This window comes from Streptomyces sp. A1277, assembly GCF_004795015.1.
Lineage (GTDB): Bacteria > Actinomycetota > Actinomycetes > Streptomycetales > Streptomycetaceae > Streptomyces.
In genome coordinates this window covers 41221-63438 of the sequence record NZ_SSBI01000028.1, presented here as the reverse complement: position 1 = coordinate 63438, position 22218 = coordinate 41221, and the positions used below count along the sequence as shown (strand labels likewise).

At 71.1% G+C, this 22218-nt stretch carries 21 protein-coding genes, 2 pseudogenes and 1 riboswitch; of the genes and pseudogenes, 17 read left to right on the top strand and 6 right to left on the bottom strand.

The genetic code is table 11. The features are described from left to right. Window positions 1–20 precede the first annotated feature (20 nt). Entirely contained in the window at window positions 21–2366 is a 2346-nt protein-coding gene (locus E6R18_RS19815; protein ID WP_136318238.1) for a chitinase C-terminal domain-containing protein, read from the bottom strand. Between the two features lie 275 nt (window positions 2367–2641). Beyond that, window positions 2642–2772: riboswitch (FMN riboswitch) on the top strand. A gap of 156 nt (window positions 2773–2928) precedes the next feature. Here E6R18_RS19815 and ribD point away from each other — a divergent pair. The 10 genes from ribD (at window position 2929) to E6R18_RS19765 (ending at window position 11460) form a co-directional block, all read left to right on the top strand. Then, window positions 2929–4029: a bifunctional diaminohydroxyphosphoribosylaminopyrimidine deaminase/5-amino-6-(5-phosphoribosylamino)uracil reductase RibD gene (gene ribD / locus E6R18_RS19810; protein ID WP_136318237.1), complete on the top strand. Its 1101-nt coding sequence runs from the start codon at window positions 2929–2931 to the stop codon at window positions 4027–4029. Beyond that, the gene (locus E6R18_RS19805; protein ID WP_136318236.1) at window positions 4030–4647 is read left to right on the top strand and encodes a riboflavin synthase; all 618 of its coding nucleotides are present in this window, start codon (window positions 4030–4032) and stop codon (window positions 4645–4647) included. Next, entirely contained in the window at window positions 4644–5288 is a 645-nt protein-coding gene (locus tag E6R18_RS19800) for a nicotinamide mononucleotide transporter family protein (RefSeq protein WP_136318235.1), read from the top strand. Before E6R18_RS19805 ends, E6R18_RS19800 begins: the two co-directional genes overlap by 4 nt. Then, complete coding sequence (locus E6R18_RS19795; protein WP_136318234.1) at window positions 5285–6583, top strand: bifunctional 3,4-dihydroxy-2-butanone-4-phosphate synthase/GTP cyclohydrolase II; 1299 nt, start codon at window positions 5285–5287, stop codon at window positions 6581–6583. Before E6R18_RS19800 ends, E6R18_RS19795 begins: the two co-directional genes overlap by 4 nt. Before the next feature lie 43 nt (window positions 6584–6626). Continuing rightward, entirely contained in the window at window positions 6627–7112 is a 486-nt protein-coding gene (gene ribH / locus E6R18_RS19790; protein WP_136318233.1) for a 6,7-dimethyl-8-ribityllumazine synthase, read from the top strand. Window positions 7113–7146: 34 nt separating this feature from the next. Next, the gene (locus tag E6R18_RS19785; protein ID WP_018551335.1) at window positions 7147–7419 is read left to right on the top strand and encodes a phosphoribosyl-ATP diphosphatase; all 273 of its coding nucleotides are present in this window, start codon (window positions 7147–7149) and stop codon (window positions 7417–7419) included. A gap of 63 nt (window positions 7420–7482) precedes the next feature. Beyond that, the gene (gene hisG / locus E6R18_RS19780) at window positions 7483–8331 is read left to right on the top strand and encodes an ATP phosphoribosyltransferase (protein ID WP_136318232.1); all 849 of its coding nucleotides are present in this window, start codon (window positions 7483–7485) and stop codon (window positions 8329–8331) included. A 22-nt stretch (window positions 8332–8353) separates the two neighbouring features. Beyond that, window positions 8354–8818, top strand: coding sequence for a PH domain-containing protein (locus tag E6R18_RS19775; RefSeq protein ID WP_136318231.1), 465 nt, complete (start codon window positions 8354–8356; stop codon window positions 8816–8818). Between the two features lie 186 nt (window positions 8819–9004). After that, complete coding sequence (locus E6R18_RS19770) at window positions 9005–10366, top strand: hemolysin family protein (protein ID WP_136318230.1); 1362 nt, start codon at window positions 9005–9007, stop codon at window positions 10364–10366. Then, window positions 10363–11460: a hemolysin family protein gene (locus E6R18_RS19765; protein ID WP_136318229.1), complete on the top strand. Its 1098-nt coding sequence runs from the start codon at window positions 10363–10365 to the stop codon at window positions 11458–11460. Before E6R18_RS19770 ends, E6R18_RS19765 begins: the two co-directional genes overlap by 4 nt. A 52-nt stretch (window positions 11461–11512) precedes the next feature. Here the strand turns inward: E6R18_RS19765 and E6R18_RS19760 are convergent, their stop codons facing one another. Further along, entirely contained in the window at window positions 11513–13429 is a 1917-nt protein-coding gene (locus tag E6R18_RS19760; RefSeq protein WP_206308326.1) for an AAA family ATPase, read from the bottom strand. A gap of 402 nt (window positions 13430–13831) precedes the next feature. Continuing rightward, window positions 13832–14416, bottom strand: coding sequence for a hypothetical protein (locus tag E6R18_RS19755; RefSeq protein ID WP_136318227.1), 585 nt, complete (start codon window positions 14414–14416; stop codon window positions 13832–13834). 188 nt (window positions 14417–14604) lie between these two features. On the opposite strand from E6R18_RS19755, the gene E6R18_RS19750 reads away from it, so the two are divergent. Both E6R18_RS19750 and E6R18_RS34100 read left to right on the top strand, forming a co-directional pair. Next, a complete protein-coding gene (locus E6R18_RS19750) occupies window positions 14605–15963 on the top strand; it encodes a peptidase C39 family protein (RefSeq protein ID WP_136318226.1) in 1359 nt (452 codons plus the stop codon). Window positions 15964–16133: 170 nt separating this feature from the next. Beyond that, a complete protein-coding gene (locus E6R18_RS34100; RefSeq protein ID WP_168712397.1) occupies window positions 16134–16286 on the top strand; it encodes a hypothetical protein in 153 nt (50 codons plus the stop codon). Between the two features lie 438 nt (window positions 16287–16724). Here E6R18_RS34100 and E6R18_RS34935 read toward each other — a convergent pair whose 3' ends face one another. Continuing rightward, complete coding sequence (locus E6R18_RS34935) at window positions 16725–16862, bottom strand: hypothetical protein (RefSeq protein WP_240799789.1); 138 nt, start codon at window positions 16860–16862, stop codon at window positions 16725–16727. A 132-nt stretch (window positions 16863–16994) separates the two neighbouring features. Continuing rightward, window positions 16995–17177 (bottom strand): annotated as a pseudogene (locus tag E6R18_RS19740) (site-specific integrase); the annotation flags it as partial. 140 nt (window positions 17178–17317) lie between these two features. Between E6R18_RS19740 and E6R18_RS19735 the strand changes: the two are divergent. The 4 genes and pseudogenes from E6R18_RS19735 (at window position 17318) to E6R18_RS19720 (ending at window position 19254) form a co-directional block, all read left to right on the top strand. Next, window positions 17318–17683 carry a hypothetical protein gene (locus E6R18_RS19735; protein ID WP_136318224.1) on the top strand — a complete coding sequence of 122 codons (366 nt, stop codon included), beginning with the start codon at window positions 17318–17320 and terminating at the stop codon, window positions 17681–17683. 130 nt (window positions 17684–17813) lie between these two features. Beyond that, the gene (locus tag E6R18_RS19730) at window positions 17814–18179 is read left to right on the top strand and encodes a hypothetical protein (RefSeq protein ID WP_136318223.1); all 366 of its coding nucleotides are present in this window, start codon (window positions 17814–17816) and stop codon (window positions 18177–18179) included. Window positions 18180–18837: 658 nt separating this feature from the next. Then, window positions 18838–18978: pseudogene (locus tag E6R18_RS19725) on the top strand (peptidase C39 family protein); the annotation flags it as partial. Between the two features lie 126 nt (window positions 18979–19104). Then, window positions 19105–19254, top strand: a complete 150-nt coding sequence (locus E6R18_RS19720; RefSeq protein ID WP_136318222.1) for an SCO1431 family membrane protein — start codon at window positions 19105–19107, stop codon at window positions 19252–19254. A gap of 75 nt (window positions 19255–19329) precedes the next feature. On the opposite strand, the gene E6R18_RS19715 is transcribed toward E6R18_RS19720, so the two are convergent. Then, the gene (locus tag E6R18_RS19715; protein ID WP_136318221.1) at window positions 19330–20604 is read right to left on the bottom strand and encodes a glycoside hydrolase family 18 protein; all 1275 of its coding nucleotides are present in this window, start codon (window positions 20602–20604) and stop codon (window positions 19330–19332) included. 383 nt (window positions 20605–20987) lie between these two features. Here E6R18_RS19715 and E6R18_RS19710 point away from each other — a divergent pair, with 383 nt between their 5' ends. Further along, window positions 20988–22160 carry an acyl-CoA dehydrogenase family protein gene (locus tag E6R18_RS19710; protein ID WP_136318220.1) on the top strand — a complete coding sequence of 391 codons (1173 nt, stop codon included), beginning with the start codon at window positions 20988–20990 and terminating at the stop codon, window positions 22158–22160. Window positions 22161–22218 lie beyond the last annotated feature (58 nt).

Genomic DNA, 22218 nt, shown 5'->3' with positions numbered 1-22218 from the left:
ACCTCGCCCCGGAGAGGGGATCAGCAGGCGCCCAGGTCCTGCCAGACGCCCCATTCGCCCGTGGACCCGGGCGTCTCGCCCTTCGTCCACCACTTCGCCTTCCACTGGTGCGACCCGTGGCTGACCGTCGTACCCGCGCCGTACTCCGCGCTCGCGCTCCAGGCCGTCGCCGTGCAGGCGCCGCCCGACGGGCCGGGGGTCGGGCCGGTGGAGCCGGACGGGTCGGGCGTCGGCGTGGAGCCCGTGCCCGGCTCGACGACCGTCGTGCCGCGGGCCAGGTCCGCCGCGAGGGCGTAGGACTTGCCGCCGAAGGTCACGGTCCAGTTGGAGGGCGTGGAGGTGGGCAGGTAGTAGACGAAGTCGACCTGGACCGACGCGCCGGGCTCCAGGCTCTGCCAGGACGGCAGCTTCAGGGAGACGCGGTTGTAGTCGCCCTTCAGCCCGCCGACGTTGTTCGCCGCGGTGTGGTCGCTGCGCACGATCGTGGTGCCGAAGCCCGACTGGTCCTTGGCGTTGGCGGGCGCCGAGGTCGCGTAGTCGAACTGGAACTCCGTGCCGCCCGGCAGCGCCGTCTTCGTGTTGTTGGTGATCTTCAGCTTGGGGCTGATCGGGTAGTTGGAGTCGCCCAGCGGGAACTGGTCGAAGGAGACGTCGATGTCCAGCGCCTGGGTCGGCAGGTCGATGGTGGAGCGCGTGGCCCCGTACGGCGCGGCCTTCTTGAAGGTGTCGTACATCGTGGAGGTGAGCGTCGAGCCGGGCCCGTACTGGCCCTTGGCGGCGTTCCAGCCGTAGTCGCCGGCCAGCTCCCAGATCATCGTGCCGCCGATGCCCTTGTCGGCCACGTAGTCCGCCTTGGCCTGCACGGACTGCTCGTCCTCGGTGGAGAGGAAGACCTTCTTGTCGGCGTTCCACAGCCAGGGCGCGACCAGGGTGGAGTCGTAGTTGCGGACGTAGGTACCGGTCAGCTTCGTGTCCGCGGGGAACCCGTAGTCCGTGACGTAGTCGCCGACGATGCCCTTCTCCAGGTTCTTGGCGTGCCACATCGGGTTGGAGCCGGCGGGCGCCTCCTTGCCGTTGGTGTCCTCGTCGTGCCAGAGGTTGTCGATGCCGACGGCGCCGTCACCGCACTTGGTCAGGCCCGCGCCCGCCGGGCAGTCGGTGGAAGCCGCCTTGCCCCAGAGGCCGTTGGTGCCGCCCTGCACGTTCTTGAAGCCGCGGGTGTAGTACGGCAGGCCGATGTTGATCCGGCCGGACGGCATCGAACCACGGAAGTAGTGGTAGGCCCAGTCGGTGTTGAGGTAGCCGGTCCCGCCGTACTGGGAGGTCGAGTAGACGCTCGCCTGGACGAGCTCCGCGTCCTTGCCGTCGTCGAAGAGCGCGGCGTTCGGGCCGACGTACTCGTTCCAGGCGCCGTGCAGGTCGTACGACATGATGTTGACGTAGTCCAGGTACTTCTGGACCTGGAAGGTCTCCATGCCGCGCAGCAGGTAGCCCGACGAGGGGGCGGCGACGCTGAGCAGGTAGTGGGTGCCGTCGGCGGCGGAGGCCCGGTCGAGCTTCTCGCGCAGGGTCTTCATCAGCGCGGCGTAGCCCTTGACCAGGCCGGCCCGGCGGGCGTTGGACAGCGTCCAGTCCAGCGGGTTCCCGGCGTCCTTCATGGTCGTCGGGTACTCGTAGTCGATGTCGACGCCGTTGAAGCCGTACTTCTTGATGAAGGCGACCGTCGAGTCCGCGAAGGTGTTGATCCCGGCCTGGTTGACCGAGCCGTCGGCGTTGGTGGCCATCGAGTAGAAGCCGCCGGAGTCGACCCGCTTGCCGCTGTCGTCGAAGTAGCCGCCGGTCTCGGCCCAGCCGCCGACGGAGACCATCGTCTTCACGTTCGGGTACTGCTTCTTGAACTTGGTGAGCAGGTTGAAATGACCCTTGTAGGGGAGAGCGGGGTCCATCTCGGCACCGGCGACTCCCGGCCATGTCATACCGGTCGAGGCGTTGTCCGGTCCGTCGGTCCCGACCGAGATCTTGTTGCTGCCGTCGACGTGGGCGAAGGCGTAGTTGAGGTGGGTGACCTTGTCCCAGGGGATGTCGGAGGCGAGGTAGGCGGGTTTGCCGTCCTTGCCGGTCCGCCAGTTCGTGAAGTAGCCGATGACGCGCCGCGGATGGTCGGCGCCCATCTTCTCGCGGCCCTCGGAGTCGTACACGGAGCAGTAGGGGACGGAGACGCCCGGCGTCTCGTAGAGCCCGTCGGGGCGACAGGACTCCTGGTCGGCGGCTTGTGAGGGGGTCGCGGAGAGCGAGCCGATCAGCAGCGCGGCGACACTGGCGCCGGCGGCGAGGAGCGTGGCTCTCGCGCGGGTGGGGGACAGCACGTTCGATTCCTCCTGGGGAGGTCGGCAGAACACAACTGACAAGGGGGCGGGTCGTGTTGGGCCCCGGGCGTGCGCACACCCGGGAACCGGTCCTCGGAGGTGACGCAGAGATTAAGAGGACTAGACCAGTGCGTCAATAGGTCTGGACCATTCATGGTCCATTCCTGCGCGGGTGTCCGAAAAGAGCCCCTGTCACGCGCTGTCTGTGAGCCACTCCACAGCGTTCGCCCGTATGGGTCATGCCCGGTCGTGGCACACTGATCGTGTACCAGCAGCAGCGCACTCCGGGGTCGGTGCAATTCCGAACCGGCGGTTATAGTCCGCGACCCGTCCGCATCCAGCGGCCGGTTGACCAGGTGGGATTCCTGGACCGACGGTTAAAGTCCGGATGGGAGGCAGTGCGCGGCGGGCCGTTTCGCGGGTACGCCGCCGTCGGCGGATGGTTTTCGGGCAACCGGGCCATCCGTGTTTTCCGGCATCCGGCGTCCCCGCCGTGCGTTCCGCTTCTCCTGTCGTCATCGACAGGCCCCGGAGTCCGTGCCCGAAGAGGCAGGAGGACCCGGTGGACACCGCAGCCGACACCACCGCCATGCGCCGAGCCATCGCGCTCGCCGCTCGCGGCCTCGGCTCCACCAGCCCCAACCCGGTCGTCGGATGCGTCGTCCTCGACGCGGCCGGACAGACCGTCGGGGAGGGCTTCCACCAGCGCGCCGGCGGCCCGCACGCCGAGATCCACGCCCTGCGCGCGGCCGGCGACCTGGCCCGCGGCGGCACCGCCTACGTCACCCTCGAACCCTGTAACCACAGCGGCCGCACCGGCCCCTGCGCCCAGGCGCTCATCGAGGCCGGCATCGCCCGCGTCGTCTACGCGGTCGGCGACCCGAACCCGCAGGCCACCGGCGGTGCCGACACCCTGCGCGCCGCCGGGGTCGGGGCCGAGGCGGGCCTCCTCGCCGCGGAGGCCGAAGCGGGTAACGCCGCCTGGCTGACCTCAGTGCGCCTGGGCCGCCCGCACGTCACCTGGAAGTACGCGGCGAGCCTGGACGGCCGGGTCGCCGCCGCCGACGCCACCAGCCGCTGGATCAGCTCCGCCGAGTCCCGCGCCGACGTCCACCGGCTGCGCGCCGAGGCCGACGCGGTCCTCGTCGGCTCCGGCACCGCCCGCGCCGACGACCCCCAGCTCGCGGTACGCGGCATCGACGGCGCCGTCCAGCCCCTGCGGGTCGTCCTCGACACCCGGGCCACCGCCGTACGCCCCGGCGCCCGGGTCCTCGACGCCGGCGCGCCCACCCTGATCGCGGTCGCCGACGACGCCGACAGCCGCCACCTGCCCGACGAGGCCGTCCTGCGCCTGCCCCGCGCGGCCGGCGGACCCGGCCTCGACCTGCCCGCCCTGCTCGCCGCCCTCCACGAGCGCGGCGTGCGCTCCGTACTCCTCGAAGGCGGTCCGGTCCTGGCCGGGGCCTTCGTCGCCGCGGGACTGGTCGACAAGGTCGTCGGCTACCTCGCCCCCGTCCTCCTCGGCGCAGGCCCCGCGGCCCTCGCCGACGCCGGAATCTCCACCCTCACCGAGGCGTTGCGCCTCGATGTGACCGAGACCGTCCGCATCGGCCCCGATCTGCGCGTCACCGCCGTTCCCGGCCCCGCCCGGAAGGAAAACTGAGTGTTCACCGGAATTGTCGAAGAACTGGGTGAGGTCACCGCCGTCGAGAAGCTGGAGGACGCCTCCCGCTTCCGTCTGCGCGGCCCCGTCGTCACCGAGGGCGCCAAACACGGTGACTCGATCGCCGTGAACGGTGTCTGCCTGACCGTCGTGGACCTCGGTGAGCACGAGTTCACGGCCGACGTGATGGCCGAGACGCTGAACCGCTCCAGCCTCGGCGCCCTGACGACCGGCTCCCGCGTCAACCTGGAACGCCCCATGGCGCTCGGCGGACGGCTCGGCGGGCACATCGTCCAGGGCCACGTCGACGGCACCGGCCGCATCCTGGAGCGCCGGGTCTCCGAGAACTGGGAGATCGTGAAGGTCTCCCTGCCGGCCGACCTGACCCGCTACGTGGTGGAGAAGGGCTCGATCACCGTCGACGGCGTCAGCCTGACCGTCGTGGACGCCGGACCGGACTACTTCACCATCAGCCTCATCCCCACCACCCTCGCGCTGACCACGCTCGGCATCAAGGAGCCCGGCGACCCGGTCAACCTCGAAGTGGACGTCATCGCCAAGTACGTCGAGCGGCTGCTCGGCGACGTCGCGCCGCAGAAGGGGGAACCGGCCGCATGAGCGCCCTGCACTGGCTGAACTCCGAGGCATTCACCGTCTTCGGGCAGCACATCATCTGGTCCGACATGATCGGCAACACCATCGGTCTCATCGCCCTGACGCTGGGCTGGCTGCGCTCCATCTGGACCTGGCCCGCCCAGCTCCTGTCCGGCGCCGTGCTCGTCGCCGCCAACGTCTCCGTCCACCAGGCGGGCAGTGTGGGCAAGCAGCTCATCGTCATCGCCGTCGCCGTCTGGGGCTGGCAGCAGTGGACCCGGGGCCGGCAGCAGGCCCAGGACGGCTCCATCGCCGTACGCTTCGCCACCTGGCGCGAACGCGGCTACCTGGCCGGCGGCGCCGCCCTCGGCACCCTCGCGGTCGGCGGCCTGTTCACCGCCTTCCCCTCGCTCTCCTGGAGCCCGTGGGCGGACGCGTACATCTTCGCCGGCACCCTGGTCGCGATGCTCGCCCAGGCCCGAGGGATGGTCGAGTTCTGGTTCGCCTGGCTCCTGGTCGACCTGGTCGGCGTCCCGCTGAACTTCCACAGCGGACTCGCCTTCTCCGGTCTCATCTACGTCGTCTACGGGGCCCTCGTCCTGTGGGGCATGCGCGACTGGTGGCTGCGTACGCGGACACCCGCTCTGGAAGGAGCCACGGCATGACCGCCCAGCCCACCTGGCTGCACCGCGAACACGAGGCCCCCGCCGACGACCTCGCCCTCGACCCCGTCGAGCAGGCCATCCGCGACATCGCCGCCGGCCGGCCCGTCGTGGTCGTCGACGACGAGGACCGGGAGAACGAGGGCGACCTCGTCGTCGCCGCCGAGAAGGCCACCCCCGAGATCATCGCCTTCATGATGAGCGAGTGCCGCGGACTCGTCTGCGCGCCCATGGAGAGCGACGAGCTGGAGCGGCTCGAACTGCCGCAGATGGTCGACCACAACACCGAGTCGATGAAGACCGCCTTCACCGTCTCCGTCGACGCCGGTGCCGCCCACGGCGTGTCCACCGGCATCTCCGCCGCCGACCGCGCCACCACCCTGCGCCTGCTCGCCGGCGGCACCGCGGCCCCCGGCGACTTCGTGCGCCCCGGCCACGTCTTCCCGCTGCGCGCCCGCTCCGGCGGGGTGCTCGCCCGCAACGGCCACACCGAGGCCGCCGTCGACCTCGCCCGGCTCGCCGGGCTGCGGCCCGCCGGGGCGATCGTGGAGATCGCGGGCGAGGACGGCGTCATGCTGCGCCTGCCCCAGCTGGTCCCCTTCGCCCGCAAGCACGGTCTGACGATCATCTCCATCGAGGACCTGATCGCCTACCGGCGCACCAGCGAACCGACCGTCCGCCGCGAGGCCGAGGTCCGGCTGCCGACCCGCTTCGGCGCGTTCACCGCGTACGGCTACCGCTCCACCGCGGACGGCGTCGAGCACGTCGCGCTGGTCCACGGCGACATCGGGGACGGCGACGACGTCCTGGTCCGGGTCCACTCCGAGTGCCTGACCGGCGACATCTTCCAGTCCGAACGCTGCGACTGCGGCCCCCAGCTGCACGCCTCGATGGGCCGCATCACGGACGAGGGCCGCGGCGTCGTCGTCTACCTGCGCGGCCACGAGGGCCGGGGCATCGGCCTGCTGTCCAAGCTGCGCGCGTACGAACTCCAGGAGCGCGGCGCCGACACGCTCGACGCCAACCTGGAGCTCGGCCTGCCCGCCGACGCCAGGGACTACGCCGCGGGCGCCCAGATCCTCAAGGACCTCGGCGTGCGGAGCCTGCGCCTGATGACGAACAACCCGGAGAAGACCGCCGCGATCGTGCGGCACGGCCTGGTCGTCACCGGCCGCGAGCCGATGCCCGTCCAGGCCGGCGAGCACAACCTGCGGTACCTGCGCACCAAGCGCGACCGCATGGGACACGACCTGCCCTGGCTCGACGCCGCCACCGCGTCGACCTGCGGCAACCAGTAGCACCAACCAGCAGTCACCCGTACACAGAAGCAGCAGGAGAGACATGAGCGGCAAGGGCGCACCCGAACTGTCCGTACGCAACTGCGGTGACCTCCGTGTGGCGGTCGTCGCCGCGCAGTGGCACGAGGAGGTCATGGACGGACTCGTCAACGGCGCCCTGCGCGCGCTGCACGAGCTGGGCATCGACGAGCCGACCCTGCTGCGGGTCCCCGGCAGCTTCGAGCTCCCCGTCGTCGCCAAGGTGCTGGCCGGGCGCGGATACGACGCGGTCGTCGCCCTCGGCGTGATCATCCGCGGCGGCACCCCGCACTTCGAATACGTGTCCCACGGCGTCACCAACGGCCTCACCCAGGTCGCCGTCGACACCGGCGTCCCGGTCGGCTTCGGCGTCCTCACCTGCGACACCGAGGAGCAGGCACTCGACCGGGCCGGCCTGGAGGGGTCCAACGAGGACAAGGGGCACGAAGCGGTCACCGCCGCCGTCGCCACCGCCGCCACACTGCGCTCGGTCAGCGAACCCTGGCGCTGAGTGCGGGCGCGGCACCCCGTATTCTGAGCACATCATGGCGAACAAAACCTTCGAAGAGCTCTTCGCCGAGCTGAAGCTCAAGGCCGCCAACGGCGACCCCTCCACCTCCCGCACCGCCGAACTGGTGGACAAGGGGGTCCATGCCATCGGCAAGAAGGTCGTCGAGGAGGCCGCCGAAGTCTGGATGGCCGCCGAGCACGAGAGCAAGGACGCCGCCGCCGAGGAGATCTCGCAGCTGCTCTACCACGTCCAGGTGATGATGGTCGCGCGCGGGATCTCCCTCGACGACGTCTACGCCCACCTCTGAGCACGGCTCCCCGCACCTCCCGCACGTATCCCGCCACCCCTTTCGCAAAGGAAACTCGACCTCATGCTGCGCATCGCCGTCCCCAACAAGGGTGCTATCTCCGGGCCTGCGATGGCGATGCTCCATGAGGCGGGCTACCAGCAGCGCAAGGAGTCCAAGGAACTCGTCCTCGTGGACCCGGCCAACCAGGTCGAGTTCTTCTACCTGCGCCCCCGCGACATCGCGATCTACGTCAGCTCGGGCCGCCTGGACATCGGCATCACCGGCCGCGACCTGCTGCTTGACTCCGGCGCCGAGGCCGAGGAGATCCTCCAGCTCGGCTTCGCCCGCTCCACCTTCCGCTACGCCGCCAAGCCCGGCACCGTCGCGGGCCCGCAGGACTTCGACGGCATGACGATCGCCACCTCCTACGAGGGCGTCGTCGCGAAGCACCTCGCCGATTCCGGCGTCAACGCCTCCGTCGTCCACCTCGACGGCGCCGTCGAGACCGCCATCGAACTCGGCGTCGCCCAGGTCATCGCCGACGTGGTCGAGACCGGCACCAGCCTGCGCAACGCCGGCCTCGAAGTCATCGGCGAGCCCATCATGACGTCCGAGGCGGTCGTCATCCGGCGCACCGGCGCCCCGGCCGACGAGCCCAAGGTCCAGCAGTTCCTGCGCCGCCTCCAGGGCGTCCTGGTCGCCCGCAGCTACGTGATGATGGACTACGACTGCCGCGTCGAGCACCTGGAGCGCGCCGTCGCCCTCACCCCGGGCCTGGAGTCGCCGACCATCTCCCCGCTGCACCACGAGGGCTGGGTCGCCGTCCGCTCCATGGTCGCCGCCAAGGAGGCGCAGCGGATCATGGACGACCTGTACGACCTCGGCGCCCGCGCCATCCTCACCACGGCCATCCACGCCTGCCGCCTCTGACGGCGGGAGACGGAAGAAGCACATGTCAGCCCCCACACCCCCGCCCGGTGCCCCGGCCCTGCCGGTCACCTTCCGGCCGACCCGTACCCGGGTGGTCCTGCTGACCGTCGGAGCGGCGATGTTCGCCGTCATCACCGTCGTCGCCTTCACCCTCGAACAGCTCAGCGGGGGAGAGCGCGTCAGCTTCGTCTTCACCGCGCTGCTCTTCTTCGGCGTCCTGGCGCTGCTCAGCCGCCCCAAGGTCGTCGCGGACGACGAAGGGGTGACCGTGGTGAATCTCACGCGCACCCGGCGGCTCTCGTGGGCGGAAATCGTCCGCGTCAACCTCCGGGCCGGCGATCCGTGGGTCTTCCTCGACCTCAGCGACGGCACCAGCATGCCCGCCCTCGGCATCCAGCCCGGAATCGCCAAGCAGCAGGCCATCCGCGACGCCCGCGCCCTGAGGGACCTCGCCGAGAGGCGCGGCACCGGAACGGACAACGGCTGAGCCCCCTGCCCCGCAGGGCCTCTTGTTGATTACTCTGGAAGACGGCGGCGCCCCGCGCGCGCCCCGCCCCGCACCAAAGGCCCACGAGGCCGGCGGGGCTTTCCTGCGACCCGAGGAGTGACTCCCTCCAGCAATGGACGGATCGTCCGGTAGTACCTGCGCCGCCCCCTCCGTGGAGGCGGCGGCATGACAACCCCCTTGTTGCTGCTCTTCGCGGCATTCCTTCTCATCCTCGCCAACGGGTTCTTCGTGGCGGCCGAATTCGGGCTCGTCACCGTCGAACGGGCGGACGCCGAGCGCGCCGCCGCCGAGGGCGACCGGCGGGCCCGCACCGTCGTCGGCGCCCTGCGCGAACTCTCCTTCCAGCTCTCCGGCACCCAGCTCGGCATCACCATCACCTCCCTGGTGGTCGGCATGCTCGCCGAGCCGGCGCTCGCCCGGCTGCTGAGGGGACCCTTCACCCTGACCGGCCTGCCCGACGGAGCCGTCCCCACCATCAGCGTGGTGACCGGCATGCTGCTCGCGGCCGCCGTCCAGATGGTCATCGGCGAACTCGTCCCGAAGAACTGGGCGGTCTCCAAGCCGCTCCAGGTCGCCCGGTTCGTCGCCGGACCGCAGGACCGCTTCACCCGCCTCTTCCGGCCGGTCATCGGCGCCCTGAACACCGCGGCCAACCGGCTCGTGCGCCTCCTCGGCGTCGAACCGACCGACGAGCTGGCCTCTGCCCGCACCCCCGGCGAGCTGGTCTCCCTCGCCCGGCACTCGGCCGAGGCGGGCACCCTCGAACAGGACACCGCGGACCTCTTCGTACGGACCCTGTCGCTCGCCGGGCTCACCGCCCAGCACGTCATGACCCCGCGCGTGAAGGTCAGCGCCCTCCAGACGTCCGCCACCGCGGCGGACGTCCTCAACCTCACCCGCGCCACCGGCCTGTCCCGCTTCCCCGTCTACCGGGAGCGCATCGACGAGGTCGTCGGCATGATCCACCTCAAGGACGCCCTCGCCGTCCCGGCCGCCGAGCGGCTGCGCACCCCGGCCGGCCGGATCGCCGTGCCGCCGCTGCTGGTGCCCGAGACGCTGCCCGTCGAACAGCTGCTCCAGCGGCTGCGCAAGGAGCAGCCGATCGCCGTCGTCGTGGACGAGTACGGCGGCACCGCCGGGGTCGTCACCCTGGAGGACATCATCGAGGAGCTCGTCGGCGAGGTCCGCGACGAGCACGACGCCGAGGGCGCCGACCGCCCCGAGCTGGCCGCCGCACCGCCCGAGGACGGCAGGCCCGCCTGGGACGCCGAGGGCAGCTGCCGGGTCCTCACCCTGCGCCGGATAGGGCTCGACGTGCCCGACGGCCCGTACGAGACCGTCGCCGGGCTCGTCGCCGATCTGCTGGGCCGCATCCCCGCGCCCGGCGACCGGGCCGAACTGCCCGGCTGGCGGATCGCGGTCCGCCAGGTCGGCCACTACCGGGCCGAGAAGGTCCGCTTCGTGCGCACGGCCGGGGCGACCGGACCGGACGCCTCGCAGCCGGCCGTCCTGGAGGCGGCGCGATGAGCCTGCTCCAGTTGGTCTTCGCCGGACTCCTGGTCCTCGCGAACGGCTTCTTCGTCGGCGCCGAGTTCTCCCTCGTCTCGGTACGGCGCAGCCAGATCGAACCCCTCGCCGCGACCGGATCAGGCCGCGCCCGCCAGGTGCTGTACGGCCTGGAGAACCTGCCGCAGATGATGGCGGCCGCCCAGTTCGGCATCACCGTCTGCTCCCTGACCCTCGGAGCCGTCGCCGAACCGACCGTCGCCCACCTCCTGGAGCCGGTCTTCGCCGCGGTGCACCTGCCCGAGGGGCTGATCCACCCGCTCGGCTACGTGCTGGCGCTCGTCCTCGTCGTCTTCCTCCACCTCGTCATCGGCGAGATGGTCCCGAAGAACCTGGCGATGGCCGCGCCGGAGAAGACCGCGCTGTGGCTCAGTCCCGGCCTCGTCGGCTTCGCCCGGCTCTGCCGCCCGGTCACCGCGGCGCTCGGCGCCTGCGCCCGGCTGGTGCTCCGCCTCTTCGGCGTCGAACCGAAGGACGAGGTGGAGGCCGTCTTCACCAGCGAGCAGCTCAACCGGCTCGTGGAGGACTCCGGCCAGGCCGGACTGCTCGAACCCGAGGCGCAGGAGCGGCTGGAGGACGCGTTGGAGCTGGGCAGCAGGCCCGTCACCGACGTGCTGCTGCGCCGCGCCTCGCTGGTGACGGTGGACCCCTCGGTCACCCCGCGCCGGATCGAGGAGCTGACGGTGCGCACGGGTTTCTCGCGCTTCCCGGTCTGCGCCGAGGGCGGCGGCCCGTTCATGGGCTACCTGCACGTCAAGGACGTCCTGGACCTGGAGGACGGCGAGCGGGCGGTGCCGCAGCACCTGTGGCGCCCGATGGCGACCGTGCGGGCCGAACTCCCGCTGGACGACGCCCTCACCGTGATGCGCCGTGCCGCCACGCACCTCGCCCAGGTCGCCGACGCCTCCGGCCGGGTGCTCGGCCTGGTCGCCATGGAGGACGTCCTCGAAATGCTGGTCGGCGAGGTACGGGACCCGGCGCACCGGGTCGCCGAGCCCCGCCGCACCGAGGAACGCACCGCGGACCCGGACGGGCTCACGGCCCTGGTCGGCTGACCCGCACCCGCACCCCCGGCCACCGGAACGCTCCGGCGGCCGGGGGTGCGGCTCACCGCGCGGGCGGCTCCTGCGGCCCCCGGCCCACCGGCCCGCGCCCCGACAGCACCTCGCCGTACGCCTGCATCAGGTCCGGCAGCCGCAGCGTCGCCAGATCGTCCCGGGTCGGCACCGTCGTACAGGCGGAAAGCCGCAGGTCGCGGTAGGCGCAGCTCTTCTCGTACAGCGTCCGCAGGAAGCGGCCGTTGCCCAGTTCGTCCAGCCACCCCTGGTCGACCACGTGGCCGCTGATGGAGCGCAGCTCGTCCAGCGACTCCTCGTCCCACACGTCGCCGTTCTCCGCGGCCAGCACCTCGCCGATCGCGGTGAGCTCCAGCGGCCGGTAGCTGGGGAAGTCCACCCGGGTGGTGAAGCGCGAGGAGAGCCCGGGGTTGGTGGAGAGCAGCCGGTCCATGCCCTCCGGATAGCCGGCCAGGATGACGACCAGGTGGTCCCGGTTGTCCTCCGCCCGCTTGAGCAGGACTTGAAGGGCCTCGTCGCCGTACGCGTCGCCCTTGCTGTACCCGGTGTTGGAGAGGCTGTACGCCTCGTCCACGAAGAGCACCCCGCCCAGCGCCGAATCGATCAGCTCATTCGCCTTCACCGCGGTCTGTCCCAGGAACTCGCCCACCAGGTCCGCGCGTTGGGCCTCCACCAGATGGTCCCCGCCGAGCAGGCCCAGCGCGTAGAACACCCGGCCCAGGATGCGGGCCACCGTCGTCTTGCCGGTGCCGGAGGGCCCGGAGAAGACGAAGTGCCGCTTCGGCGGCTGTACGGGCAGCCCCTGGCCGGCCCGCAGCCGCGCCATGTTCAACTGCGCGGACAGCGCCTTGACCTGACGCTTCACCGGCTCCAGGCCGACCATTCGCTCCAGCTCGGCCAGCGCCTCGGCCAGCAGGACCGGGTCGCTGGGCCCGGCCGGGAACGGCCGCGGCACCGGCTGCCCCGGGACCGATGGCTTCGCCCGCGCCCCGCCGGGCAGCGGGGAGCCGCCGGCCCCGGGCAGATCCTGCGGCTCGCCGCCCGGCGCCGGCTCCCGTCCGTCCAGCAGCTCGCCACCCGGCGAGTAGTCGCCCTCCGCCCGGCCCTCCGCGAAGGCCGCGTCCGCCTCCAGGCCGGTCAGCGACACGGCGGCCAGGCCGAACGGGTCCTCGGAGCCGTCGAGCCCGTCGTAGTCCGCGATGGCCGCCAGCCGCGCGGAGGTGTCCATGAAGGCGGGGTCGATCCGGTGCACGGCCCGGTAGAGCGGCAGGGCGGCGGCGCTGCGGCCGGTGCCCTCGTGGGCGCGGGCCAGCCAGTAGCGAAGCTCCTTGCGCTGCGGCTGCTCGCTGCGGCAGCGCATCAGGGCCGTCGCGAGCATCGGTTCGGCCTGCCCGTACATCTCCAGCCGCACCCGCGCCATGCCGCCGAAGAGCCCCGCCTCGATGCCCAGCATCGGGTCGTCCAGCAGCCGCTCGGTGTGGCGTACCAGCTGCTCCCAGTCCTTGACCAGGTAGGAGCGGCAGGCGTGCAGGAAGCGGACCTGCGGGTCGGTGTCCACCGGCGCCAGGGCGGCGAGCGCCCGGTCCAGCTCCGGCACGTGGCGGCCGTCCAGCCAGTGCGAGGCGTGCGCCAGCAGCAGATCGCGCGGGGTCTCCAGCACCGGCTGCACCCACCAGCCCAGCCAGTACCAGGAGTTGAGCGTGCGCCGGTAGCGGCCGCGCTGCTCGCCGAAGCGGTCGCGGTGGCGGTGCATGTGCAGGAGCGCCGACGCCGTGTCGACCCGCAGCGCGTGCAGCCCGAGCCAGGCGTCCGCCATGCCCGGATCGTGGCGGACCGCGGCCCGGAATTCCTCCTCGGCCTGCGGATAGGCGCCCATCGTGTAGGCGTCCACGCCCCGCAGCCAGGCGAGGTCGGCCGGGGCCTGTGCGCCCTGCGTGCCGATGTCCATCAGGTCCCCCACAAACGTGCCCCCAGGATGTCCCGCCGCCCGAAAGCCCGCCGAGGCGCGCCGAATCACTGTGCCGTGGACGGGAATTGACCGCACCGAGAGGCATCGTACCTGTGCAGGGAGTATCCGACTAAGGGTGCCGCAGGCCGAAGAAGCGCCGTGACCCAGGGTGAGGGTCAGGGGGCCATTAGTGGCCGGGCAAGTGCGGGGAGCACAGGACGAAGCCCCCGATCACGGGGGAACAACCGGGGGCTTCGCGTCTGTGGAGGCTCCGAAAAGCCGCACATTGAGAACGTAAGACCTGTACCGCCCTCGGGTCAAGCGGAGTTGAGGTACTTCCGGAGCGATTTCCGACCGGTCGGTACGGCGCCGCGCGATGGTCACACCGGGTGACGGAACGGTTCAGCACCGCTCCCGTACGGGCCCCTCCAGCCACTCGTACCCCACGCGCAACTGCCGTATCAGAGCGTCTGCATGGGGGCGCGAGGGGTCGGCCGAGAAGTGTGCCGTCTCGGCGGCGGTCCAGCCGTCCCAGAACCCGCGGAGCGCGGGCCCGTCGCGCCGCCGTCCGCGCTCCCAGGCCACCTCGGCCGCCAGGTCCATCCACAGCAGCCGCGCCAGCAGGGGGCGCAGGGCGCGCCGGCCCGCGCCGACCCCCTCGACCAGGACCACGGGCGCGGGCTCCAGGGTCCGGAGCGGCCCGAAGGCCCGGGCCGTCCAGTCGTACGGCGCGTAGCGCGCGGGCTCGCCGCGCGAGAGCGGGCCCGTCACCTGTTCGCGGAGCCGGTGCGTCCAGGCGAACGGCTCCTCGTGCGTGGCCAGGTCGTCCAGGTGCAGCACGGGCGCGCCGCCGAGCGCCGCCGCGAGACGGGCGGCGAAGGTGCTCTTGCCCGATCCGGCGTGGCCGTCGACGGCGATCAGCCGCACCGGCCCGCAGGACGGCGCGAGGGCGCGCAGTCGCGCGGCGTGGTGCGGGAGGTCGTTCATGTGCCCAGCCTACGAGCCGCGAGCCCCGCGGACGCTCTCGTGCAGCCGCAGGTCACGCCAGTGGTCGGGACCAATATTGGTCGATCGACGCGGGGTGAATCGCTGGCCGAACGGGGATGTGACCCGCGATAGTTGGCGCACTGTTGTGCACCGCAGCCCCATTCCGCTGACGACCGGGGGTCTCGCCCATGCCCAGTCCGACCTCACGCCGAACCGTGCTCGCCGCCGCCGTCGCGGCGGCGGCCGGCGCCGGAACACTCACCTCCGCCGCCTCCGCGGCGGCCGGCACCCCGCGCCACCGCCCCGCGGCCCCGCCCCCCTCGGTGGACAACCACGCCTGGACCACGTACACCGACTGGCGCTGCGGCCACGGCGCCGGCACCCGCGCGGTCGCGGGCCGCCGGGCGGGCCTCGTCATCGGCCATCCGCTGGGCCGCACGGACTACACCGACCCGCACACCGGCACCACCGCCGCGTGGGACTACGCCACCTGGACCTCACCCGTCCACCGCTCGTCCGTCCCCGCGACCGAGGTGATCGCCTCCTGGAACGCGCACACCCCGGCCGGCACCTGGATCCGGATCGAACTGCGCGGCCGCTACTCGGACGGCACCGAGTCCCCCTGGTACGTCATGGGCCGCTGGGCGGCCGGGGACGGGGACATCCGCCGCACCTCGGTGGACGACCAGAGCGACGGCAAGAGCTCCGTCTGGACCGACACCCTCTCGGTGGACGACGCGGCGAGCGGGCTGCGCCTGCTGTCCTACCGGCTCCGGCTCACCCTGTACCGCACCCCGGGCAGCCGGCTCACCCCGACGGTGTGGCGGCTCGGCGCGATGGCCTCGGACATCCCCGACCGCTTCACCGTCCCCGCCAGCACCCCCGGCCTCGTCCGCGAGCTCCCGGTGCCGCGCTACTCGCAGAACGTCCACGTCGGGCAGTACCCCGAGTACGACAACGGGGGCGAGGCGTGGTGCAGCCCCACCTCCTCGCAGATGATCATCGAGTACTGGGGCCGCAAACCCTCCGCCGAGGACCTCGCCTGGGTCGAGCCCGGTATCCAGGACCCCCAGGTCTGCCACGCGGCGCGCTTCACGTACGACAACCAGTACGAGGGCTGCGGCAACTGGCCGTTCAACGCCGCCTACGCGGCGACGTACCGCGACATGAGCGCCGCGGTGACCCGGCTCGGCTCGCTCAGGGACGTGGAGACCCTGGTCCGGGCGGGCATCCCGGTCATCACCTCGCAGTCCTTCCTCAAGGAGGAGCTGACCGGCGCGGGCTACGGCACCTCCGGCCACCTGATGACCGTCATCGGCTTCACCGCCGACGGCGACGTCATCGCCAACGACCCAGCGTCGCCGGACGACGAGGCGGTGCGCCACGTCTACCGGCGGCACGAGTGGGAGACGATCTGGCTGCGCACGCAGCGGTACGACGCGAACGGGCAGGTCAGGAGTGGTACGGGCGGCGTCTGCTACGTCTACTGGCCGTCTGACCCAGCACCGAGTCAGCACCGCGCTCTGCGATCGCTCGGCCTGCTGTGAGCAGGTAGGGCCCCACGCCCACCTCGACCACCTGGCGGCAGCGCTCTCGGCCGTCCTGTGTGAGGTGGCCGTACCGGTCCACCGTGACCTTGATCGAGCGGTGTCCGAGCCAGCGGGACACCTCGTGAATGAAGCTTCCCCTTGATCGTGGACACCTGGAGACTGGGATCTTGAGGTCGGACCAGGGCGAGGGCGGGTCCGGTGAGCTGACCAGCGCCGAGCGCGAGGAGCTGAAGCGGCTGCGCAAGGAGGTCCGCGAACAGCAGCAGACGATCGAGATCATGAAAAAGCGACGGCCTTCGTGCGTCCTGAACGGATGGTGACTGCCGGATAGTCGGTAGGCATCAGATGGTGCGGCACAGGTGATGAGGATTTTGGCCCCTCGGAGTCGCTCTGCGGGGAGAGGCTCCAAACCGCCTCCCGCTGCGCATTCACTGACCCGGCCGGACGCGAAGGCCGAGCCGGCCCCGGACCTGGTCGGCCGCGACTTCCATGCCGAGCGCCCCGGGACCAAGCTGGTCGACGACATCACCTGCCTGCCCACCGCCGAGGGCTGGCTCTACCTCGCCTGCTGGTTGGACCTGGCCACCCGCGAGGTCGTCGGCTACGCCATGGCCGACCACCACCGCGCCGAGCTCGTCGTCGACGCTCTCGACATGGCCCACGGCCGGGGCGGGCTGGAGTCCGGCTGCGTGGTTCACAGCGATCGCGGCAGCGAATACACATCGACCCGGTTTCGGGACCAAATACGGGTGTCGGGGCTACGGCAGCTGCGGACGCACCGGATCATGCTTCGACAACGCCGCCGCGGAGAGCTTCTGGGCCCTCCTCAAGGAGGAGATCGGCACCCGCATCGGGCCCGACCGGGCCACCGCCCGCGCCGAGGTCTTCTCCTTCATCGAGACCTTCTGCAATCGCCGCCGCCCGCGCAAGCACAAGACCTTCGGCTATCTCACCCCGGCCGAGGCCAGGCAGCGGCATCGGCACACCCTTGCGGCATGACGATCACGTGTCCGAGAGCACGGGGAAACCTCACCGCGCCGTGTACCCCCGGAAGGTGATCAGTCGCCAGAGCACGTACAGCCGGTCGTGCTCGACGAAGTCGAGGAACCTTGGCGTCTGCTCGGGGCCCAGGCCATGACCGGCGAGGGCTTCTCGCCGGTCTCCTTCCAGCTCGCGATGCGCTCGTCGCTCCAGACGAGAGCCTTCGGCTTCGTACCCAAGACGGCCGCTGCACGTCCGGTGAGGAGTGCAGCGCAGCATTTGCACGTACCGGCTAGCACACGGGTACTGCACGGGCAGCAGGAATCGCAGCAAGGCCACCGAGGAGCCGCTGCCGGCGCCGCGCTTGCGCATGCCGGTACGAGATGGCCGGTACCCGATCAACAAGTTCGACCTCGACGGCCGCAAGGTCCTGGCCAAGTACAACAAGAACTCCCGGAGCTGCTCCGTCTGGCGAGGCCGGTGCGAGCTCAAGCTCAGCCGGGCTCGGGCCTGGAAGGCTTCCTGGGACATCATCGGCGGCGCGACCGCCTGGGGCGTTTCCGCGGCCCTGTTCGGAGTCGCCAGCGCTGGCATCCTGTCAGCCGTCATGGCGATCCTCGCGGGCGTGGCCACCTGGGTGGCGGTCAACATCCAGCGCGTCCACTCATCGTTCCCGAACCGAGGCGTGAAGATCACGGTCTGGGTCTACGGAAGGATCTCCATCACGCATCAGTGATCTGACCTGACCCCAAGCTGTTCCCGGCCGGAGGCCGCACGAGCCTCCGGCCGGGAACAGCCACACGGCAGGCGTACCAGCGCCCCACCCCCACACCCGACGCAAGCAGAGACCTCAAGGACTCACTGACATGCCGGCACCCACCTTCCCCTACCTGCTGCCCTGGCTCCTGGCGGCGGCCCTGTTGATCGCGGCAGACATCCGCGAACGCGCCGCCCGTAAGCACGACCGGACCGAGGCCGGTCGCGGACGGCTCGACGTCCGCTGGTCCTCGGCAGGCATCTTCGTCGGCGCCTCTTTGATCGGTTCGGTTCTCGGCTCATTGGCAGCCTCCGAATTCCGCGCGATATGGGTCGCGCTCTGGGCGGTCTCCTTCTTGCTCGTATTCATCGCGCTCACGCGGCTGCTGAGGCAATCGCCGGGAGTGAAGGCGACTCTCGCGCTGTCCGTGGTGGCAGCTGTCGCGTCGTTCTTCCTGGGGCGGGGCGTCGTGTAGACCGCACCGCATAGCGCCAAGCCGGCATGGCTATCAGGTTTGGGGGCCGTAGGAAAAGGACCTGCTCAGCCCAAGCCGCCACCACCGTGCTGCTGGGCAGGTCGGCGGCTCGTTCAGGCGTACGCAGTGGGGAGCAAGGGCTGCGCAGCCGTTCGGGGTGGAGATGAGGCAAGTTGACGACATCTCCGTGGCGGCTGCGCGCCCCCTTCTCCCAATGGAGAAGGAGCCCCATCCGTCGGCTAGCGGTTGGTTAACGTCTATGGGAGACCGCTGGCGCCGTCCCTTTTGTTTTACGTTCACGCGACCATTCGAGATCGCTCTTCTAGCCACTGTCGGACCTCCGGCGGTGAGAACCGAAGCTGTTGGCCTACGCGAAAGCTCGGCAGTTCCTCTGCGCTTGCTCCGGTTGCTCGCGAGGACGGTAGTGAGGAATGGCGGCCGCACCAGGCGGGTGGAAGTCGGCCGGGCGACGAGGGCCCTGAAGCCGGCACCGATCCAGCGCGCGACGCACCCGAGCGGACAGGAACGGGCGCCGGCGGAAGTCAGCGCCGGGTCAGCACCAGCGCATCCGCGCTCGATTCGTCCCCCGTCGTCCGAGCTCGTGACCTGCATGTTTGTGCGGGAGGGCGTCGTGTGGTGGAAAGCGCCCTCCCGTTTGGAGACGATCTGGCTGCGGACCAAGCGCCTCAACGCGAGCGGCAGTGTGGTTTCCGGCACAGGCGGCGCCTGCTGCCTGTACTTCCCCGCGCACCCGAATCCCGCCCAGCGCAGGGCACTCGCGGCCGTCGGCATGCGCTGAGGTCCGTGCGGCTCCCCGGGGGAGTGACGGACATCTCTACCCCTGGGGCCCTTCGGGCTGGCACTGTGGTGGGGTCCCGGCCGGGTGCTGGGTACACCTACTGCCGGGCCGACCGAACGAGATGCCATGAGCGCGACTGCCGCCACCCTCACCGCCTCCCGCCGCCGCACCCGTACGGGCGGGCCCGACGACGGTCCCAAGCTGCTGGAGCACGTCCTGGGCTGGACGCTCGTGGTCGTCGTCGCCATGCTCGTCACCCAGCTCCACCTGCTCTAGCCTCCAGCTTCCCGGACATGACAGGGGGCGAGGAGCCCGCCCGGCTCCCCGCCCCTCATGTCCGGTGCGACGACGTCAGTCGATCGCCTTGATCAGCTCGCCGTCGGTGGTGTCACCGCTCAGCTCCCAGAAGAAGGTGCCGCCCAGGCCCTGCTGGTTCTTGTACTGCATCTTGGTGCCGATGGTGGCCGGGGTGTCGTAGCTCCACCAGTTGGTGCCGCAGTGCGCGTACGCCGTGCCGGCGACGGTGCCGGTGGCGGGGCAGCTGTTCTTGAGCACCTTGTAGTCCTCGATGCCCGCCTCGTACGTGCCCGCGGCCGCGCCGGTCGCCGTGCCGCCCGGCTCGTCCTGGGTGACGCCGGTCCAGCCGCGGCCGTAGAAGCCGATGCCGAGCAGCAGCTTCGAGGCCGGGACGCCCTGGGCCTTCAGCTTCTCGATGGCCGCCTCGCTGTTGAAGCCCTCCTTGGGGATGCCCGTGTAGGAGGTGAGCGGGGAGTGCGGGGCCGTCGGGCCCTTGTCGTCCCAGGCGCCGAAGAAGTCGTACGTCATCGGGTTGTACCAGTCGAGGTACTGTGCCGCGCCGCCGTAGTCGACGGCGTCGAGCTTGCCGCCCTCCGAGCCGTCCGCGCTGATCGCCGCGGTGATCAGGTTGTCCGGGCCGAACTTCGAGCGGAGCGCCGACAGCAGGTTGCCGTAGGCGTCGCGGCCGCTGGTGTCACAGGTCAGCCCGCACTCGTTGGGGTACTCCCAGTCGATGTCGATGCCGTCGAAGACATCGGCCCAGCGCGGGTCCTCGACCAGGTTGTAGCAGGACTCGGCGAACGCGGCGGGGTTCTTCGCCGCCTCACCGAAGCCGCCGGACCAGGTCCAGCCGCCGAACGACCAGAGGATCTTGAGGTCGGGGTGGAGCTTCTTCAGCTTGCGCAACTGGTTGAAGTTGCCGGCCAGCTCCTGGTCCCAGGTGTCCGCGACCCCGTCGACGGACTGGTCGGCGGTGTAGGTCTTCTCGTAGTCGGCGTAGGAGTCGCCGACCGTGCACTTGCCGCCCTGGACGTTGCCGAAGGCGTAGTTGATGTGCGTGAGCTTGTCGGCCGAGCCCGAGGTCTCGATGTTCTTGACGTGGTAATTACGGTCGTAGACACCCCAGTTGGTGAAGTATCCGACCACCTTGCTGCCGGCCGCTGTGGGGGCGGCGGGTGCTGCTGCCGGTGCGGCGGCCCGGGGTGCGGCGGGGGCCGCGCCGGCGGAGCCGGTGCCCGCGACGCCCAGCAGGGCGGCGCCCAGGGCAGCGGTACACGCGGCGGCGGCGACAGCCCGCAGGCGGGCTCCCGGGCGGTGCAGTCCGGTCATGGTTGCTCCTCGTGGGGGAGGGGACGTGCCAGTGGACGACCGGCTTCCGGCGCTCCGAAAAACTTGGCATGAACGCGGAAAGCCGGTTCGCTGGGAACCGTAGGTGGACTAGACCAGTCGGGTCAATGGTTCGGACCAACTTCGATGATCTCCATGGCCGTCCGCGGGCACTGATCCGTATGTTCGGTCAACCGGTGACGGATGCCGTCCGATCGGGCATACTCGACCCGCCACAGCCGCCTGCCTGCACTTCTCGTAATCCGGGAGGGCAACATCGGCTGGGGAGCAGTGATTTCGGGCATCGCCCGGAGATCCCCCGGCGGCGCCGCTCACACCCCGCGCGCGCGACCGCCGCAACGCCCGACAGGGAGGAGAGCGCCGTCATGTCCGACCGTGCCCCGCAGTGGGTCGAACGCCGTCTGCCCACCGAGGAGTCCAGCCAGCTCGTCGCACTCGTCCGCGACATCGCCCAGCGGGAGATCACGCCGCGGGCCGCCGAGGAGGAGGAAGCGGGCCGGTTCCCCCGCGAGGTCTTCACCCTGCTCTCCGAGTCCGGCCTGCTCGGGCTGCCCTACGACTCCGCCCACGGCGGCGGCGACCAGCCCTACGAGGTCTACCTCCAGGTCCTGGAAGAGCTCAGCGCCGCCCGGCTCACCGTCGGCCTCGGCGTCAGCGTCCACTCCCTGGCCTGCCACGCGCTCGCCGGCTACGGCACCAAGGGCCAGCAGACCGAACACCTCCCGGCGATGCTCTCCGGCGGCCTGCTGGGCGCCTACTGCCTCTCCGAGCCCGCGTCCGGCTCCGACGCCGCGTCCCTGGTCACCAAGGCCGTACGGGACGGCGAGGACTGGGTCATCACCGGCACCAAGGCTTGGATCACGCACGGCGGCATCGCCGACTTCTACACCGTGCTGGCACGCACCGGCGTCGAGGGCCCGCGCGGCATCACCGCCTTCCTCGTCCCCGGCGACGCCCCCGGACTGGGCGCGGCCGTGCCCGAGAAGAAGATGGGGATGAAGGGCTCGCCCACAGCCCAGCTCCACTTCGACGGGGTGCGCGTCCCGGACGCCCGCCGGATCGGCGAGGAGGGCCAGGGCTTCGCGATCGCCCTGTCCGCCCTCGACTCCGGCCGGCTCGGCATCGCCGCCTGCGCCATCGGCGTCGCCCAGGCCGCGCTGAACGAGGCCCTCGGCTACGCCACCGGCCGCAAGCAGTTCGGCCGCCCCATCGCCGACTTCCAGGGGCTGCGGTTCATGCTGGCCGACATGGCCACCCGGATCGAGGCGGGCCGGGCGCTCTACCTGGAGGCCGCCCGGCTGAGGGACGCAGGCCGCCCCTTCTCCCGCCAGGCCGCCATGGCCAAGCTCTTCTGCACGGACGCCGCGATGCAGGTGACCGTCGACGCGGTGCAGGTGCTCGGCGGGTACGGCTACACGCAGGACTTCCCCGTCGAACGCCTCATGCGCGAGGCCAAGGTGCTCCAGATCGTCGAGGGCACCAACCAGATTCAGCGGATGGTCATCGCCCGCCACCTCGCGGGCCCTGAGTCCCGCTGACCCGCAGTGGCCGGTCCGACCACACGGGCGTCGTCATGATCCGGTTCCAGTCCTGGTC